17 protein-coding genes and 2 pseudogenes are annotated in these 18067 nt (G+C 61.8%); 16 read left to right on the top strand and 3 right to left on the bottom strand.

The window, feature by feature from the left end; all coding sequences use genetic code 11:
- The first annotated feature begins 105 nt into the window (after positions 1–105).
- The 4 genes from phaC (BLU85_RS21920) to BLU85_RS21905 all read left to right on the top strand — a co-directional run bounded on the left by phaC (BLU85_RS21920) (position 106) and on the right by BLU85_RS21905 (position 5381).
- Entirely contained in the window at positions 106–1785 is a 1680-nt protein-coding gene (gene phaC, locus BLU85_RS21920) for a class II poly(R)-hydroxyalkanoic acid synthase (protein WP_092203320.1), read from the top strand.
- Positions 1786–2046: 261 nt separating this feature from the next.
- Entirely contained in the window at positions 2047–2904 is an 858-nt protein-coding gene (gene phaZ / locus BLU85_RS21915; protein ID WP_003186648.1) for a poly(3-hydroxyalkanoate) depolymerase, read from the top strand.
- 113 nt (positions 2905–3017) lie between these two features.
- A complete protein-coding gene (gene phaC / locus BLU85_RS21910) occupies positions 3018–4700 on the top strand; it encodes a class II poly(R)-hydroxyalkanoic acid synthase (protein ID WP_092203318.1) in 1683 nt (560 codons plus the stop codon).
- Between the two features lie 60 nt (positions 4701–4760).
- Positions 4761–5381: a TetR/AcrR family transcriptional regulator gene (locus tag BLU85_RS21905; RefSeq protein WP_092203316.1), complete on the top strand. Its 621-nt coding sequence runs from the start codon at positions 4761–4763 to the stop codon at positions 5379–5381.
- A gap of 207 nt (positions 5382–5588) precedes the next feature.
- Here BLU85_RS21905 and BLU85_RS21900 read toward each other — a convergent pair whose 3' ends face one another.
- From BLU85_RS21900 to BLU85_RS21890, 3 genes are all read right to left on the bottom strand, one after another.
- Positions 5589–6488 carry a phasin family protein gene (locus tag BLU85_RS21900; RefSeq protein WP_092203314.1) on the bottom strand — a complete coding sequence of 300 codons (900 nt, stop codon included), beginning with the start codon at positions 6486–6488 and terminating at the stop codon, positions 5589–5591.
- A gap of 10 nt (positions 6489–6498) precedes the next feature.
- The gene (locus BLU85_RS21895; RefSeq protein WP_092203312.1) at positions 6499–6921 is read right to left on the bottom strand and encodes a phasin family protein; all 423 of its coding nucleotides are present in this window, start codon (positions 6919–6921) and stop codon (positions 6499–6501) included.
- A gap of 266 nt (positions 6922–7187) precedes the next feature.
- On the bottom strand, positions 7188–7463 hold the full coding sequence (locus BLU85_RS21890; protein ID WP_060739573.1) for a polyhydroxyalkanoic acid system family protein: 276 nt from the start codon (positions 7461–7463) through the stop codon (positions 7188–7190).
- A gap of 155 nt (positions 7464–7618) precedes the next feature.
- Here BLU85_RS21890 and ubiE point away from each other — a divergent pair, with 155 nt between their 5' ends.
- From ubiE to BLU85_RS21835, 12 genes and pseudogenes are all read left to right on the top strand, one after another.
- Entirely contained in the window at positions 7619–8389 is a 771-nt protein-coding gene (gene ubiE / locus BLU85_RS21885; RefSeq protein ID WP_003196937.1) for a bifunctional demethylmenaquinone methyltransferase/2-methoxy-6-polyprenyl-1,4-benzoquinol methylase UbiE, read from the top strand.
- Positions 8389–9013: pseudogene (locus BLU85_RS21880) on the top strand (SCP2 domain-containing protein). Before ubiE ends, BLU85_RS21880 begins: the two are co-directional and overlap by 1 nt.
- On the top strand, positions 9010–10614 hold the full coding sequence (ubiB, locus tag BLU85_RS21875) for a ubiquinone biosynthesis regulatory protein kinase UbiB (RefSeq protein WP_092203308.1): 1605 nt from the start codon (positions 9010–9012) through the stop codon (positions 10612–10614). Before BLU85_RS21880 ends, ubiB begins: the two are co-directional and overlap by 4 nt.
- Before the next feature lie 81 nt (positions 10615–10695).
- Positions 10696–11094, top strand: a complete 399-nt coding sequence (gene hisI / locus BLU85_RS21870) for a phosphoribosyl-AMP cyclohydrolase (RefSeq protein ID WP_092203306.1) — start codon at positions 10696–10698, stop codon at positions 11092–11094.
- A complete protein-coding gene (locus tag BLU85_RS21865) occupies positions 11087–11419 on the top strand; it encodes a phosphoribosyl-ATP diphosphatase (protein WP_003186671.1) in 333 nt (110 codons plus the stop codon). The genes hisI and BLU85_RS21865 overlap by 8 nt, the downstream gene beginning before the upstream one ends.
- 24 nt (positions 11420–11443) lie before the next feature.
- Complete coding sequence (locus BLU85_RS21860) at positions 11444–11731, top strand: twin-arginine translocase TatA/TatE family subunit (RefSeq protein WP_060739575.1); 288 nt, start codon at positions 11444–11446, stop codon at positions 11729–11731.
- Positions 11732–11741: 10 nt separating this feature from the next.
- Positions 11742–12161, top strand: coding sequence for a Sec-independent protein translocase protein TatB (tatB, locus tag BLU85_RS21855; protein WP_092203304.1), 420 nt, complete (start codon positions 11742–11744; stop codon positions 12159–12161).
- Positions 12158–12955 (top strand): twin-arginine translocase subunit TatC, encoded by a 798-nt coding sequence (tatC, locus tag BLU85_RS21850; protein ID WP_092203302.1) that lies wholly within the window; start codon positions 12158–12160, stop codon positions 12953–12955. The genes tatB and tatC overlap by 4 nt, the downstream gene beginning before the upstream one ends.
- Positions 12952–13659, top strand: coding sequence for a 16S rRNA (uracil(1498)-N(3))-methyltransferase (locus BLU85_RS21845; RefSeq protein WP_092203300.1), 708 nt, complete (start codon positions 12952–12954; stop codon positions 13657–13659). Before tatC ends, BLU85_RS21845 begins: the two co-directional genes overlap by 4 nt.
- Positions 13660–13858: 199 nt before the next feature.
- Positions 13859–14920, top strand: a pseudogene (locus BLU85_RS31830) (methyl-accepting chemotaxis protein); the annotation flags it as partial.
- Positions 14912–15775 (top strand): methyl-accepting chemotaxis protein, encoded by an 864-nt coding sequence (locus BLU85_RS31825; RefSeq protein WP_371914251.1) that lies wholly within the window; start codon positions 14912–14914, stop codon positions 15773–15775. The pseudogene BLU85_RS31830 and the gene BLU85_RS31825, both read left to right, overlap by 9 nt.
- Positions 15776–15909: 134 nt before the next feature.
- Positions 15910–17826 (top strand): methyl-accepting chemotaxis protein, encoded by a 1917-nt coding sequence (locus tag BLU85_RS21835; RefSeq protein WP_092203296.1) that lies wholly within the window; start codon positions 15910–15912, stop codon positions 17824–17826.
- Positions 17827–18067: the final 241 nt, after the last annotated feature.

Below are 18067 nucleotides of genomic sequence, written 5' to 3'. Positions count from 1 at the left end.
CCTCGATGCGGAATTAATGGTCACCCGAGCAGCGTACCTGGTATCGGATGTGTGGCTTCATGGCACCAACCGGGTACTCGTCTGAAGGACAATGGAGCGTCGTAGATGAGCAACAAGAACAACGATGACCTGAAGTACCAGGCCTCGGAAAACACCCTGGGGTTGAATCCCGTCGTCGGCTTGCGCAGGAAAGACCTGCTGGCCTCTGCCCGCATGGTGCTGAAGCAGGCCATCAGGCAACCGCTGCACAGCGTCAAGCATGTCGCCCATTTCAGCGTCGAACTCAAGAATGTCCTGTTCGGCAAATCCGAACTGCAACCGGCCGGCGACGACCGTCGCTTCGCCGACCCGGCGTGGAGCCAGAACCCGCTCTACAAACGCTACCTGCAAACCTACCTGGCGTGGCGCAAGGAGCTGCACGCCTGGATCGACGACAGCAGCCTCTCGCCCGCGGACATCAGCCGTGGGCATTTCGTGATCAACCTGATGACCGAAGCCATGGCCCCGACCAATTCGGCGGCCAACCCGGCGGCGGTCAAGCGCTTCTTCGAAACCGGCGGCAAGAGCCTGCTGGACGGCCTGTCCCACCTGGCCAAGGACCTGGTGCACAACGGCGGAATGCCGAGCCAGGTGAACATGGGCGCGTTCGAGGTCGGCAAGAGCCTGGGCGTGACCGAAGGCGCCGTGGTGTTTCGCAACGACGTGCTGGAGCTGATCCAGTACCGGCCTATCACCGAGCAGGTCCACGAGCGACCGCTGCTGGTGGTACCGCCACAGATCAACAAGTTCTACGTGTTCGACCTGAGCCCGGACAAGAGCCTGGCGCGCTTCTGCCTGCGCAGCAACGTGCAGACCTTCATCGTCAGCTGGCGCAACCCCACCAAGGAGCAGCGCGAGTGGGGCCTGTCGACCTACATCGAGGCGCTCAAGGAAGCGGTGGACGTGGTCACGGCCATCACCGGCAGCAAGGACGTGAACATGCTCGGCGCCTGCTCGGGCGGCATCACCTGCACCGCGCTGCTGGGCCATTACGCCGCCCTCGGCGAAAAAAAGGTCAACGCCCTGACCTTGCTGGTGAGCGTGCTCGACACCACCCTGGACACCGACGTGGCACTGTTCGTCGACGAACAGACCCTGGAAGCGGCCAAGCGCCACTCCTACCAGGCCGGCGTACTCGAAGGCCGCGACATGGCCAAGGTCTTCGCCTGGATGCGCCCCAACGACCTGATCTGGAACTACTGGGTCAACAATTACCTGTTGGGCAACGAACCGCCCGTGTTCGACATCCTGTTCTGGAACAACGACACCACGCGGCTGCCGGCGGCGTTCCACGGCGACCTCATCGAAATGTTCAAGAACAATCCACTGATCCGCCCCAACGCACTGGAAGTGTGCGGCACCCCCATCGATCTCAAGCAGGTCACCGCCGACATCTACTCCCTGGCCGGCACCAACGACCACATCACGCCGTGGAAGTCCTGCTACAAGTCGGCGCAGTTGTTTGGCGGCAAGGTGGAGTTCGTGCTGTCGAGCAGCGGCCATATCCAGAGCATCCTCAACCCCCCAGGCAACCCCAAGTCGCGCTACATGACCAGTGATGACATGCCGGCCAAGGCCGAAGACTGGCAGGAGAATTCAACCAAGCACACCGACTCCTGGTGGCTGCACTGGCAAGCCTGGCAGGCCGAGCGCTCGGGCAAACTGAAAAAAGCCCCTACCGTGTTGGGCAACAAGGCCTACCCGGCCGGTGAAGCGGCGCCCGGCACCTATGTGCATGAGCGGTAAGGGATGCAACTCGTCTGCTGCGGGGGTGGGCTTGCTCACGAATACATCCCGCCAGCCGACACTGAATGCAAGGCCCACAGCGCTGGCGAACATAAAATCCATGTTCACAGCAGATCCCCCTGTGGGAGCGAGCTTGCTCGCGATGACGGCGGTACATCCAACATCAATGTAGGCTGACACACCGTCATCGCGAGCAAGCTCGCTCCCACAGGGGATCGGGGAAAAATGAAAGACAGCGACCCAACCCACAGGGCTTGAAGCATGCCGCAACCGTACATCTTCCGTACCGTCGATCTGGATGGCCAGACCTTGCGCACCGCGGTACGTCCCGGCAAGCCTCACTTGACGCCCTTGCTGATTTTCAACGGCATCGGCGCCAACCTCGAGCTGGTGTTTCCGTTCATCCAGGCCCTGGACCCGGACCTGGAAGTCATCGCCTTTGACGTGCCCGGCGTCGGCGGTTCATCGACGCCCAACCGGCCGTATCGCTTTCCGGGCCTAGCCAAGCTCACCGCGCGGATGCTCGATTACCTCGACTACGGGCAGGTCAACGTGATCGGCGTGTCCTGGGGGGGCGCCCTGGCCCAGCAGTTTGCCTATGACTACCCGGAGCGCTGCAAGAAGCTGGTGCTGGCGGCCACGGCTGCCGGGGCGGTGATGGTGCCGGGCAAACCGAAGGTGTTGTGGATGATGGCCAGCCCCCGGCGCTACGTTCAGCCTTCCCATGTGATGCGTATCGCACCGCTGATCTATGGCGGTTCGTTCCGTCGTGACCCGAGCCTGGCGGCCAGCCACGCGGCCAAGGTTCGTTCGGCAGGCAAGCTCGGTTATTACTGGCAACTGTTCGCCGGCCTCGGCTGGACCAGCATCCATTGGCTGCACAAGATCCACCAGCCCACGCTGGTGCTGGCCGGCGATGACGACCCGCTGATTCCCCTGATCAATATGCGCATGCTGGCCTGGCGCATCCCCAACGCCCAATTGCACATCATCGATGACGGCCATCTGTTCCTGATCACCCGGGCCGAGGCGGTGGCGCCGATCATCATGAAGTTTTTGGAGGAAGAACGTCAGCGTGCCGTGATGCATCCGCATCCCTCGCCGCTGGGCGGCGGCTGAAACCCGCCCATTAGCGCCTGGCAGGACGCCTGATCGCGCAACGACCCGAAACAGCGACTATGTTGTCTGGTTCGGTGTGTTTGTTTTTAGCCTGATGACGAAGGAGTTGACTCATGCGCGACAAACCGGCGAAGGGCTCCATGCCCGCCCCTGCCAGTTTCATCAACGCACAAAGTGCGGTCACCGGCCTGCGCGGCAGGGACCTGCTGTCCACTTTGCGCAGTGTGGCCACACACGGCTTGCGCAACCCGATGCACAGCGCCCGGCATGCGTTGAAACTGGGCGGTCAATTGGGCCGTGTGTTGCTGGGCGAAACCCTGCACCCCACCAACCCCAACGACCCGCGCTTCGCCGACCCCACCTGGCAGCTCAATCCGTTCTATCGCCGCAGCCTGCAGGCTTACCTGAGCTGGCAAAAACAGGTCAAGAGCTGGATTGACGAAAGCGACATGAACGAGGATGACCGCGCCCGCGCCCACTTCGCCTTCGCCCTGCTCAACGACGCCGTATCGCCCTCCAATACCTTGCTCAACCCACTGGCGGTCAAGGAGCTGTTCAACTCCGGCGGCGCCAGCCTGGTTCGAGGCATCAGCCACCTGGTGGACGACCTGCTGCACAACGACGGCTTGCCGCGCCAAACCACGCCCCATGCCTTTGAAGTCGGCAAGACCCTGGCGACCACACCCGGCGCGGTGGTGTTTCGCAACGAATTGCTCGAACTGATCCAGTACCGGCCCATGAGCGAAAAGCAGTACGCCAAGCCATTGCTGATCGTGCCCCCTCAGATCAACAAGTTCTACATTTTCGACCTCAGCCCCTCCAACAGCTTCGTCCAGTACGCCCTGAAAAACGGTTTGCAGGTGTTCATCATCAGCTGGCGCAACCCTGACGTACGCCACCGCGAATGGGGCCTGTCCAGCTATGTCGAGGCCACGGAAGAGGCCATGAACGTCTGCAGGGCGATCACCGGCGCCCGTGAGGTCAACCTGATGGGCGCCTGTGCCGGTGGCATGACCATCGCCGCCCTGCAAGGCCATCTGCAAGCCAAGCGCCAGTTGCGCCGAGTCGCCAGCGCCACCTACCTGGTGAGCCTGCTGGACAGCCAGATCGACAGCCCGGCCACGCTGTTCATCGACGAGCAGACCCTCGAGGCCGCCAAGCGCCGCTCCTACCAGAAGGGCGTTCTCGATGGTCGCGACATGGCCCGGGTGTTCGCCTGGATGCGTCCCAACGACCTGATCTGGACCTACTTCATCAACAACTACCTGCTGGGCAAAGAGCCGCCGGCTTTCGACATTCTCTACTGGAACAACGACTGCACCCGGCTGCCGGCGGCTTACCACGGCGATCTGTTGGATTTCTTCAAGCACAACCCACTGACCCACCCCGGCGGCCTGGAAGTGTGCGGCACGCCCATCGACCTGCAGAAAGTGACGGTGGACAGCTTCAGCGTGGCCGGCATCAACGATCACATCACGCCCTGGGACGCCGTCTATCGCTCGACGCTGTTGCTCGGTGGCGACAAACGCTTCGTGCTTTCCAACAGTGGCCATGTCCAGAGCATTCTCAACCCGCCGGGCAATCCCAAGGCCAACTACATCGAAAGCGCAAAAATGAGCAGCGACCCACGGGCCTGGTACTACGACGCCGCCCACGTCGAAGGGAGTTGGTGGACGCAATGGCTGGGCTGGATCCAGGAACGCTCCGGTGCCCAGCACGAAACCCAGATGACCTTGGGCAACGCGAACTACCCACCTCTGGACGCCGCCCCCGGCACCTATGTTCGCGTGCGCTGAAGCCCCTAGCCCACGGCCAGGCGATTGGCCGTGGCACGACTCGATCATTAAGAAGACCGGATGAAAACCCGCGACCGCATCCTTGAATGTGCCCTGCAATTATTCAACGAAAAGGGCGAACCGAACGTATCCACGATGGAGATTGCCAACGAAATGGGCATCAGCCCAGGCAACCTCTACTACCACTTCCATGGCAAGGAACCGCTGATCCTCGGGTTGTTCGAGCGCTTCCAGAGCGAACTGGCACCGCTGCTGGACCCACCGGCGGATGCGCAGTTGGCGCCGGAAGACTACTGGCTGTTCCTGCACTTGATCGTCGAGCGCCTGGCCCAGTACCGGTTTCTGTTCCAGGACCTGTCGAACCTGGCCGGGCGCCTGCCGAAGCTGGCCAAGGGCATCCGTCAATTGCTCAACGCCCTGAAACGAACCCTCGCCTCACTGCTGGCGCAGCTCAAGGCCCAGGATTTTCTGGTCAGCGATACCCAGGCCCTGGGGCAACTGGTGGAGCAGATCACCATGACGTTGCTGTTCTCCCTGGACTACCAGCGGATCCTGGACCGCGAGGGCGAGGTTCGTCTGGTGGTCTACCAGATCATGATGCTGGTGGCGCCGCACCTGCCGCCCGCGACCAAGGTGGCGACGGAGCGGCTGGCGTTGCGGTACCTGGAAGAGCATGACTGACGACCAGCAGTGGAAGATCCATTGTGGGAGCGAGCTTGCTCGCGATTGCGGTGTACCAGTCAAGATCAATACTGCTGACCCGCCGCTATCGCGAGCAAGCTCGCTCCCACATTGTTTTCCGGGTGATTTCAAGGTTTGAGATTGACCTGCGTACAAACAAAAACGCCCGACCTTCACAGGCCGGGCGTTTTTGCATGTCCCGCAGAATCAGGACTGGGTGGAAGGCGTCGTTGGCGCCGCCGTTGGTGCTGGAGTGGCGACCGGAGTCGGAGCGGCGGCGGAGTTCGTCGTGCTCGCCGGGGTTGCCGGTTTGGCGGCCGCGGTTGGCGCCTTGGGCGCGGCGGCTTTTGGCGCGGCCGGTTTTTTCACGGCGGGCTTTTTCGCCGCAGCGGGTTTGGCCGCCGCTTTTGCCGCCGGCTTGGCTGCAGGCTTAGCCGCTGGCTTGGCCGCTGCGGGTTTAGCGGCAGCAGTCTTGGTCGCCGGCTTGGCTGCCGGTTTGGCGGCGGGCTTGGCGGCCGCTTTCGCCGCTACCGGTTTGGCCGCAGTCTTGGCAGCAGGTTTGGCCGCAGCGGTTTTAGCCGCGGGTTTGGCCGCTGCTTTCGCCGCTGGTTTTGCCGCAGCCTTGACCAGTGGTTTGGCTGCCGTTTTAGCGGCCGGTTTGGCCGCCGCTGTCTTGGTCGCCACGGGTGCGACTTTGGCGCCGGTGAGTTTTTCGATCTGCTTGGTCAGGGTGTCGACCTTGCTGTGCAGCGCCTTGACTTCATTACGGCTCGGCACGCCCAGGCGCGAGATCGCGCTGTTCAGGCGCTTGTCGAAAGCCCCTTCCAGTTCGTCCCATTTACCCAGCGCCCGATCCTTCACGCCGCCGATGCGCGACTTGGCGGACTCGGCAGAGTCCTTGGCGGCTTCGACTTGTTTGCCGACTGCCGTCTTGGTGAGTTTTTCGGCCTTTTCGCCGTCCTTAACCAGGGACTCGAAGAGCTTGCTGCCGTCAGTGTCGATCTTCGAGTACACGCCTAAACCAGCAAGCCAGATTTTGCGGGAATATTTTTCAATCTTCCCGGCCCACGAGCTGCCCTCTTTTTCTGTGATTTTTTTGCCAGCCATCCCGTTCTCCTTAATGTTTACGCGCGACACGTTCGAGCAATGCTGTCAGCTCATCGAGCTTAGCAGAGAGTGTCTCAACGTCATGTTTAGACGGAATGCCGATACGATTCAAGGCACTTGCAACACGCGCATCGAATACCTTCTCGACTTTATCGAGTTGTACTTCAACCCGGGCCTTGAAAGTATTGACGTCACTCTTGGCTTCAATCAATTCGCTGTTGGCCGCTTCAAGTTTCCCGGCAATTTTCTTTTTGCCTTTGGTTTCAATAACTTCGCCAGCCTTAATCAACTCCTGGAAGTACCCGCTGCCTTCCTGGCCGACCTTCGTGTAGGCGCCCAGGCCAGCCAGCCAGATCTTGCGCGCGTACGTTTTCACGTCGCTGAGCGTGGAAGATTCAACGTCGGTTTTTTTCTTCAGAACAACTTTGGCCATGGTGCACCTCACTCGAAAAAAGGTTTGAGGAACTGCCCGCACATGGACGGGCTCAGGCACAAAGTAGTGACAATAATTAGAAACGGCACCCTAACAACTGACACAAAACCTGAGGGCGATGACCTCCCCTGTGGGAGCGAGCTTGCTCGCGATGGCGGAGTGTCAGCCAACCTTGATGTGACTCAAACAATGCAATCGCGAGCAAGCTCGCTCCCACAGGGTGGGGTGGTGAACTTCAACTTTGCGTTCACCTCCCTTTCGGTCGATCAAGCCAACGCCTTATCCAACGCCTTTTCAATTTCCGTCTTGATCGTGCCGCTCATGGCCGACATCAACATGCCCAGTTCCACGTCGACGCGGATCGAATCCTCGCCCACATGCACTTCGCCCTTGACCCCGGAACGCTTGAGTTTCAGGGTGTCGCCCACCCACTGCGGCTCCAGGCCATAGCTGTCGGACAACTTCTGCGCCAGCTTGTCGGCTTTCTCTCGCGCCGCTTCCTTGCCCAGGCCATGGGCACGCTCAACAGTTATACGGGCCATCGGGTGACTCCTGTTTTATCGGGACTTGCCTGAACGTTTCAGACCCTGGCTGCGTCAAAACGTCCCGGCGGTCGCCCATCTTACCTTCAGCCTTGCCAAGACAAAGCCCTCCACCGGGATTAGAATGTCCCGCATTCTTTTTTGGTGACCGCGATATGACTGATCAGCGCAAAGGCAGCGATGCCGAACCCACCACTCACTTCGGCTTCAAGAACGTGCCGGAAAGCCAGAAAGCGGAAAAAGTCGCTGAGGTTTTCCACTCGGTAGCCGCCAAGTACGACTTGATGAACGACCTGCTCTCGGGCGGCATGCACCGCCTGTGGAAGCGTTTCGCGATCGAGCTGTCGGGCGTGCGCAGCGGCAATCGTGTGCTGGACATCGCTGGCGGCACGGGTGACCTGACGAAGAAGTTTTCCCACATCGTCGGGCCGACCGGCCAGGTGGTGCTGGCCGACATCAATGAGTCCATGCTCAAGGTCGGCCGCGACCGCCTGCTGGACCTGGGGGTGGCCGGCAATGTCGAGTTCGTCCAGGCCGACGCCGAAAAGCTGCCGTTCCCCGACAACCATTTCGACTGCGTGACCATCGCCTTCGGCCTGCGCAACGTCACCCACAAGGAAGACGCCCTGCGCTCGATGCTGCGCGTGCTCAAGCCCGGCGGCCGCCTGCTGGTGCTGGAGTTCTCCAAGCCGACCAACGCGCTGATGTCCAAGGCCTATGACGCCTATTCGTTCGCCTTCATGCCGCTGATGGGCAAGCTGATCACCAATGACTCGGAAAGCTATCGCTACCTGGCCGAATCGATCCGCATGCACCCGAACCAGGAAACCCTGAAGTCGATGATGGTCGAGGCCGGTTTCGACCGCGTGACCTACCACAACATGACCGCGGGCATCGTCGCCCTGCACCGCGGTATCAAGCCCTGATGTTGCTCACCGGCCTGCTCGCCAGCGTCGAACTCGGCATCAACCGGGTGCTGCGCCTGGACAGCACGGCGCTCGCGCGCCTGGCGCACTTGAGCGGCAAGGTGATCGCCGTCGACTGCCGCAACCCGACGTTGCAGCTGTTCATCCTGCCCAGCGACGAAGGCCTGATGCTCGCCGCCCACTGGGAAGCCGAGGCGGATTGCACCCTGCGCGCCCCAGCCTCGAGCCTGCTGAACCTGGCCCTGGGCAAGGACAAGACCGCGGTGCTGCACAGCCCCGAAGTCGAACTCGACGGCGACAGTGGCGTGCTGCTGGAGCTGGCGGCGATTCTCCAGGACCTGGAACTGGACTGGGAATACGAAGTGTCCCGCTGGATCGGCCCGGTGGCGACCCAGTTGCTCAGCGGCCATCTGCACAGTCGCCGCCGCTGGTATCGCCAGGGCTTCGCCAGCCTGGGACAGAATCTGAGTGAATACCTGGCCGAAGAATCGCGTACCCTCGTAGGCCAACGCGAGGCCCAGGCCCGTTTTGATGAACTGGACCAGGTCAAGCTTGACCTGGAACGTCTCGAGGCGCGTTTCGAGCGCCTTTCCCGATCCCTTGAAACCAAGCGATAACGCATGAAGCTGCTTGCCGTCCGCCGTTTGTTGCGCATCCAGCGCGTCGTGATCCGCTACCGCCTCGATGACCTGCTGTTCGCCCTGCCGCTGCCCTGGTTTCTCCTGGCGCTGCGCTTCGTGCTGCCGTGGCGCTGGTTCCCCCGACGAACCCTGGACCTGACGCGTGGCGCGCGCCTGCGCCTGGCCTTGCAGGACCTGGGACCGATCTTCATCAAGTTCGGGCAGATCCTCTCGACCCGGCGCGACCTGCTGCCCGAAGACATCGCCGATGAACTGATGCTGTTGCAAGACCGCGTGCCGCCGTTCGATTCCAAGCTGTCGGTGGCGCTGATCGAGGAACAACTGGGCAAGAAGATCAGCGAAGTGTTCAGCCGTTTCGACGTCGAGCCCCTGGCCTCGGCCTCCGTGGCCCAGGTGCACGCCGCCCAGCTCAAGAGCGGCGAAGAGGTGGTGGTCAAGGTCATCCGTCCGGGCCTCAAGCCCATCATCGCCCAGGACCTGGCGTGGCTGTTCATCCTCGCCCGCGCCGCCGAGCGGCTGTCGGCCGATGCGCGCCTGCTGCACCCGGTGGACGTGGTCCAGGACTACGAAAAAACCATCTACGACGAACTCGACCTGCTGCGCGAGGCCGCCAACGCCAGCCAGTTGCGCCGCAACTTCGAAGGCTCGCCGCTGCTTTATGTGCCGCAGGTCTATTGGGACTGGTGCCGGCCGAAAGTACTGGTGATGGAGCGCATCTACGGTATCCAGGTCACCGACCTGGCGACCCTGGCCGACCAGCGCACCGACATGAAACTGCTGGCCGAGCGCGGCGTGGAGATCTTCTTCACCCAAGTGTTCCGCGACAGTTTCTTCCACGCCGACATGCACCCGGGCAACATCTTCGTCAGCACCGTGCAACCGTGGAGCCCGCAATACATCGCCATCGACTGCGGCATCGTCGGCAGCCTGACCCCCGAGGACCAGGACTACCTGGCCCGCAACCTGTTCGCCTTCTTCAAGCGTGATTACCGCCGTGTCGCCCAACTGCACATCGATTCGGGCTGGGTGCCGGCCGAGACCAAGCTCAACGAATTCGAAGCGGCGATCCGAACCGTGTGCGAACCGATCTTCGAAAAACCGTTAAAAGATATTTCCTTCGGCCAGGTACTGATGCGCCTGTTCCAGACCGCGCGACGCTTCAACATGGAGGTCCAGCCCCAGTTGGTGCTGCTGCAGAAAACCCTGTTGAACATCGAAGGCCTCGGTCGCCAGCTGTACCCGGACCTCGACCTGTGGAACACCGCCCAACCGTTCCTCGAACGCTGGATGCGCGAGCGCGTCAGCCCGCGCGCCTTGCTGGGCAACGTGCAGAGCCAGTTCGAGCAGATCCCGCACCTGGCCAACATGACCCGCGACCTGCTCGAACGCATGTCCCAACCCCACGCCCACGACCCGGCGCCACCGTGGCACCGACGCAAGGACGACTGGCTGTTGCGCCTGCTGGGCGCGGCTCACCTGGGCGGCGGCGCGGTGCTGGCGACCGGCGGGCCGTTGAGCGAACTGGGTCACTGGCCGGCCGGTATCATGATGGCGGTGGGTCTGTATCTGGTCGTTCGCCGATAGCCAGCACCGGTTCGCGCTGGCACACTGTTTCAACGCTGGGCCCGCCGACGTCAGGTGCGCGGCCCATGGTCGGAGTCAACGATGAAAAACTGGCAGGACGAGATCAAGTGGGACGCTGACGGCCTGGTGCCGGCCATCGCCCAGGACCACAAGACCGGGCGCGTATTGATGATGGCCTGGATGAACCGTGAAGCACTGGCCCTGACCGCCGCCGAGAACCGAGCCATCTATTGGTCACGTTCCCGTGGCAAGCTGTGGCGCAAGGGTGAAGAGTCCGGGCATATGCAGCACCTGCATGAGATGCGCCTGGATTGCGACGGCGACGTCATCATCCTGATGGTCGAGCAAGTCGGTGAGATTGCTTGCCACACCGGCCGTCAAAGCTGCTTCTATCGCGTCTTCGAGAACGGCGACTGGAAAACCGTCGACCCGGTGCTCAAGGACCCGCATGCCATTTATTCAGGACATACCCATGAGTGACACCCTGACCCGCCTGGCCCAGGTGCTGGAAGAGCGCAAGGGCGCCGCGGCCGACAGCTCCTATGTCGCCAGCCTGTACCACAAGGGCTTGAACAAGATTCTGGAAAAAGTCGGCGAAGAATCCGTCGAGACCATCATCGCCGCCAAGGACGCCGCCATCAGCGGCGACTGCAGCGACGTGATCTACGAGACCGCCGACCTGTGGTTCCACAGCCTGGTCATGCTGGCCCAACTGGGGCAGCATCCGCAGGCCGTACTGGATGAACTGGACCGTCGCTTCGGTCTGTCCGGGCACGTCGAGAAAGCCTCGCGCCCGTCCGCCTGATCCATTTTTGAGAGGAGTAGCCACATGGGTATCTTTGACTGGAAACACTGGGTCGTCATCCTGGTCGTCGTGGTGCTGGTGTTCGGCACCAAGAAACTGAAGAACCTCGGCACCGATGTCGGCGAGTCGATCAAGGGTTTTCGCAAGGCCATGAACGATGACGAGAAACCGGCCGATCCGACGACAAACCAGGCTCAGCCCGCACAACCGACCCAACCGGTACATCCACAGGCCACTCAGCCTGTGAATGCGCCGAATACCATCGATGTGCAGGCCCAAAAAGTCGAAGAGCCCATCCGCAAAGACTCGTGAGCACTGACTAATGTTTGGGATCAGCTTCACTGAACTGCTGCTCGTCGGCCTCGTCGCCCTGCTGGTACTGGGCCCCGAGCGCCTGCCGGGTGCTGCGCGCACCGCCGGTCTCTGGATCGGGCGCCTGAAGCGCAGCTTCAATGCGATCAAACAGGAAGTTGAACGTGAAATCGGTGCAGACGACATCCGTCGGCAACTGCACAACGAACACATTCTGTCCCTGGAGCAGGAGGCGCGGAAAATCTTCACGCCCACCCAGCAGGAACCGACGCCAGTCCAGCCTGAGGCCGAGCCGACGGTGGCTCCCCAAGTGCCGGAAGGTGGCGCGCCGGTGACTGAACCGGCGCCAGTGACACCGACGGTCGCGGACATAGCGCCCCCGGCTGTCCCTGCGCCTAACGATCCTACTTTGCCGCCGCGAGCCCCATGAGCGATATTCCTGAAAACGACCAGCCGATGCCGCTGGTATCGCACCTCACCGAGTTGCGCACCCGCCTGCTGCGTTGCGTCGCGTCGGTGTTCATCATCTTCGCCGGGCTGTTTTCCTTCACCCAGCAGATCTACACCTTCGTCTCCACGCCACTGCGCCAGTACCTGCCGGTAGGCGCGACAATGATCGCCACCGACGTGTCGTCGCCGTTCCTGACGCCATTGAAGCTGACGATGATGGTCTCGCTGTTCCTGGCGATCCCGGTGATCCTGCACCAGATCTGGGGCTTCATCGCACCGGGCCTGTACAAGCATGAAAAGCGCATCGCCGTGCCGCTGTTGGTGTCCAGCATCCTGCTGTTCTACACCGGCATGGCCTTCGCTTATTACCTGGTGTTCCCGCTGATCTTCAAGTTCTTCGCCGCCGCCACCCCGGCGGGCGTGGAAATGATGACCGACATCAGCAGCTACCTGGATTTCGTCATGACGCTGTTCTTCGCCTTCGGCGTGGCGTTCGAAATCCCCGTGGCCGTGGTGCTGCTGGTGTGGATCGGCGTGGTCGACGTGGCCTACCTGAAGAAGATCCGCCCCTACGTGATCATCGGCTGCTTCGTGGTCGGCATGATCCTGACCCCGCCGGACATTTTCTCCCAGACCCTGCTGGCGGTGCCGATGTGGCTGCTGTTCGAGATCGGCATCCTGTTCGGCAGCCTGGTGCGCAAGCGCCGGGAAGAAGAACCCGAGGACCAGCCGGTCGATGACCACAACGACCAGCCGCCAGCGACCCAAGCGTGAACCTGCTGCTGCTCGAAGAGGCCGACTTCATCGGGCCTGACCGCGTCATCCTGAGCGATCGCCGGTTGACCCATATGCAGGAAGTCCATCGCAGTGCCGTCGGTGACAGCCTGCGGGTCGGGCGCATCGGAGGGTTGATGGGCTCGGCCCAGGTGCTGCGCCTGGAGGCTCGCGAGGCCGAACTGCAAGTGACCCTCGACCAGCCGCCGCCGGCCAAGTTGCCGTTGACCCTGGTGCTGGCGCTGCCGCGTCCGAAAATGCTCCGGCGAGTGTTCCAGACGGTCGCCACCATGGGCGTACCGCGGGTGGTGCTGGTCAACAGCTATCGCGTGGAAAAGAGCTTCTGGCAGACGCCGTTCCTCGAGCCCGAGGCCATCCGCGAGCAACTGATCCTGGGCCTGGAACAAGCCCGGGACAGCGTGCTGCCGGACATCATCATCGAAAAACGCTTCAAACCCTTCGTCGAGGACCGCCTGCCGGCCATCACGAACGGCACCCTCGGCCTGGTCGGCCACCCTGGCAACCACCCGCCCTGCCCGCGAGCGCTAACGGAACCGGTGACCTTGGCCATCGGCCCCGAAGGCGGTTGGATTCCCTACGAGATCGACCTGCTGGGCAAGGCCGGCCTGCAACCGGTTCAACTGGGCGAACGAATCCTGCGGGTCGAGACCGCGGTTACGGCACTGCTCGCACGACTGTTCTGATCCCTGGGTTTGCCAGGGCATTCCAAACGCATCTAACTCATTTCTCCTGCTTCCCCTTCATTCGCCAATTTGACCCCGCGCCATCGCCAGTCGTGAGGATGCACGCAGCAAACCGGACGCCAGCTATTTTCTACAGATCCCCCTGACATGGTCGATACTCTTATCACAAGAACTATCGAAGGTTCGAAGGAGTATCAGCATGTTCAGTTGGCTAACCGAAAAGCTGGGAAACGTAAGTGTCAATCGCAAACTGGGTTTCGGTTTTGGCCTGGTCCTGCTCATGACCCTCCTGAGCACTTTCGCGGGCTGGAACAGCCTGGGCAGCGTGATCAGCCGCGCGGATAAACAGGCGTCTATCGCAAGTCTCAATGAGTTGGCCAAGGATTTGCGAGTCGCCAGTCTCGACTATGAGATGCGGCGCGGCGAACAAGGGCCGGCAGTCGTCAGCGAGTTCCTGGGCAAGCTTCAGGAAAGCATACAAGCCGCTCTCAAACGGTTTGTACGTCCGGCAGACCAGGAGTTGCTCAATCAGCAACTGGCTATCCTCGATGAGTACAAACGCGCCTTTGCCGACCTGACCCAAGCGACGCAGAACCGCGAATCGGCCCGATCCAAGCTGGGCGCCAACGCCGACAATGCCGTGGCCAAGGTGAAAGAGGTCGAAAACGCCTTGCGCCAAGGCGACAGTGTTGCGCAATTCGACAGCGTGATTGAGCTGAGCAAACTGCTCCAGCAAGCGCGCTACCAGGTCCGCGGCTACACCTACAGTGGCAAGGCCGATGCCGAGCAACCGGCGCTGGATGCCATCGACAGTGTCTTGAAAAATCTTGAAAGCCTGCCGGGCAAACTGCCGGAACAGCACGCCGCCAACCTGCAACAAGCCACCGAGTCGATGAAGGCTTATCGTGCCGCCGTCAGCCAGTTCCGCGATTCGCAGGTGAGCAGCGCCTCAGCCCTCAAAAAAATGGCCGACCAAGACACCCGTTTGAACGCTCTGAATGATCAATTGACTACTTCGCAGATCGAGAAACGCGACCAGGAAACGGCTCAAGCGAAAGAAACGCTGATCATTGTCACCATCCTGGCATTGGCGTTTGGCCTGCTGGCTGCATGGATCATCACCCGGCAGATCGTCGTGCCACTGCAACAGACCCTGGTTGCCCTCGAACGTGTCGCCTCCGGTGACTTGAGTCATAACCTGGTGGTCACCCGCCGTGACGACATGGGCCAATTGCAGGGCAGCCTGCAGCGAATGGTGATCAGCTTGCGGCAACTGATCGGTGGTATCAGCGACGGCGTCACGCAGATCGCCAGCGCCGCCGAACAGCTTTCAGCCGTGACCGAACAGACCAGCGCCGGGGTCAACAGCCAGAAAGTGGAAACCGATCAGGTCGCCACCGCCATGCACGAAATGACCGCCACGGTGCAGGAAGTGGCGCGCAACGCCGAGGAAGCTTCCGAAGCGGCCGTCGCCGCGGACCAGCAGGCGCGCGAAGGCGAAAAAGTCGTGGGCGAAGCCATTGCCCAGATCGAACGCCTGTCCAAGGAAGTGGGCAATTCCACCGAAGCCATGGGCCATCTCAAGCGCGAGAGCGACAAGATCGGTAGTGTGCTGGATGTGATCAAGTCCGTGGCCCAGCAAACCAACCTGCTGGCCCTCAACGCGGCGATCGAGGCGGCCCGGGCCGGTGAAGCCGGACGTGGTTTCGCGGTGGTGGCCGATGAAGTTCGCAGCCTGGCCCAGCGCACCCAGAAGTCCACCGAAGAAATCGAGGGGCTTATCCTCGGCCTGCAATCGGGCACCGAACAGGTCGCGACCACCCTGGACAACAGCCGCAACCTGACCGACAGCAGCGTCGAATTGACCCGCCGCGCCGGCGGCTCATTGGAAAACATCACCCGCACCGTCTCGGCAATCCAGTCGATGAACCAACAGATCGCCGCCGCCGCCGAGCAGCAGAGTGCTGTGGCCGAAGAGATCAACCGCAGCGTCGTGAACGTTCGCGATGTGTCCGAACAAACGGCTTCTTCCAGTGAAGAAACCGCGGCCTCCAGCGCCGAACTGGCACGGCTGGGGGTGCATTTGCAGACGCTGGTGGGGCGCTTCAAGGTCTAGAAATATACCCCACCGTGGCGAGGGAGCTTGCTCCCTCGCCACGGAAACGCATTACGTCTATTTTTCTACAGATTCTGCCCGAACCGCCGATACAGCCCTGATAAAACCAATCAGCGCTACAAGGGAGTATCAGCATGTTCCGGTGGCTTGCCCAGGGTCTGGGAAACGTAGGCGTTAATCGCAAACTCGGCGCAGGCTTCGGCCTGGTGCTGTTCCTCACCTTGATGATTGCATTCACCGGTTGGTCCGGCCTGGGCAATGTCATCAGTCGGGGCGACAAACTGGGGTTCATTGCCAGTCTCAACGAATTGAGCAAAGACTTGAACCTGGCCAGTATCGACTACAACACCACGCGGGGCGAGAAAGGACCGCAAGCGGTCAACGATCTGCTTGGCAAGCTCGAGGCCGGGCTGAAAACCGCTCGCGAATTGATCGAACAGCCGGCCGACGTCGCGCTGATCGACAAGCAACTGGCCGCCGTCGCCGAATACAAGGGCGCCTTCGCCCAGATGACCCGCGCCACCGCCAGCCGCGAAGATGCACGCGGCAAACTCGGCGCCAGCGCCGACAACGCCGTGGCCCGCGTCGCCGAAGTTGAAACGTCGATGCTGCAAGCCGGCGACGTCACCCCGTTCAACAGCGTGGTCACCCTGAGCAAGGCCATCCAGCAAGCCCGCTACCAGGTTCGCGGCTACACCTACAGCGGCAAGAGCGACGCCCAGCAACCCGCCCTCGATGCCATCGACGCCGTCCTCAAACTGCTTGCGCGCCTGCCAGACCAATTGCCCCAGGAACACGCCGCCAACCTGCAGCAGGCCAGCGACTCGTTCAACCTCTATCGCGCGGCGGTCGCCCAGTTCCGCGACTCGCAGATCGACAACGCCGCCGCCCTCCAGCGCATGAGCGAGCAGGGTCAGATACTGATGGACGCCAGCCAGAAGCTGACCGTGTCCCAGACAGCCGTGCGTGACCACGACGCCGCCCAAGCCAAGATGGTCCTGATCGTAGCGGCCGCCCTGGCGCTGCTGTTTGGCGTGATCGCCGCGCTGTTCATCACCCGGCAGATCGTAGGCCCGCTCGGCCAGACCTTGAAGGTTGCCGAACGCGTGGCCGCCGGCGACCTGACCCACAACCTCACCTCCGACCGTCGCGACGAACTGGGCCAACTGCAACGCGCCATGCAAAGCATGACCGTGGGCCTGCGACAATTGATCGGTGGCATCAGCGAAGGTGTGACCCAGATCTCCAGCGCCGCCGAACAACTCTCGGCCGTGACCGAGCAGACCAGCGCCGGGGTCAACAGCCAGAAAGTGGAAACCGATCAGGTCGCCACCGCCATGCACGAAATGACCGCCACGGTGCAAGAAGTCGCCCGCAACGCCGAGGAAGCCTCCGAAGCCGCCGTCGCAGCCGACCAACAGGCCCGCGAAGGTGACAAAGTGGTGGGCGAGGCCATTGCCCAGATCGAGCGGCTGGCCAAGGAAGTGGGCAACTCCACCGCCGCCATGGGGGATTTGAAGCGCGAAAGCGACAAGATCGGCAGCGTCCTGGACGTGATCAAGTCCGTGGCCCAGCAGACCAACCTGCTGGCGCTCAACGCAGCCATCGAGGCAGCCCGTGCCGGCGAGGCAGGACGAGGCTTCGCCGTGGTGGCCGATGAAGTCCGCAGCCTGGCCCAGCGCACCCAGAAGTCCACCGAAGAAATCGCAGAACTGATTGTTGGCCTGCAAAGCGGCACCGAACAGGTCGCGACCATCATGGACAACAGCCGCAGCCTGACCGACAGCAGCGTCGAACTGACCCGCCGCGCGGGAGGCTCGTTGGAGAACATTACTCGCACGGTTTCGGCGATCCAATCGATGAACCAGCAGATCGCGGCGGCGGCCGAGCAACAAAGTGCGGTGGCTGAGGAGATCAACCGTAGCGTACTGAATGTGCGTGATGTGTCGGAGCAGACGGCGTCGTCCAGTGAAGAGACTGCGGCGTCCAGTGCCGAGCTGGCGCGGTTGGGGGTTCATTTGCAGACGTTGGTTGGGCGGTTCCGGGTTTAACTTGGGTGTGGGCATACCCGTGCTCTTCAGTGGACACAGTATTCATGCCCACCGCCGAGCCCTGTGGGAGCCGAGCTTGCTCGCGATCGCGGTGGGTCTGCTTGCATCCATGCTGAATGTACCGCCGTCTTCGCGAGCAGGCTCGCTCCCACAATTGGATTGGGTACACCCGTAAGAGCAAGTCGGCTATCAGGCCGCCTCGCGAGCAAGCTTTGCTCCCACACAGGTTTTTGGTCGTTTA

This window comes from Pseudomonas sp. NFACC14, from assembly GCF_900106885.1.
Classification (GTDB): Bacteria; Pseudomonadota; Gammaproteobacteria; order Pseudomonadales; family Pseudomonadaceae; genus Aquipseudomonas; species Aquipseudomonas fluorescens_AA.
Note: the sequence above shows the minus strand (reverse complement) of the source record. Positions and strands in the feature narration are given on the sequence as shown.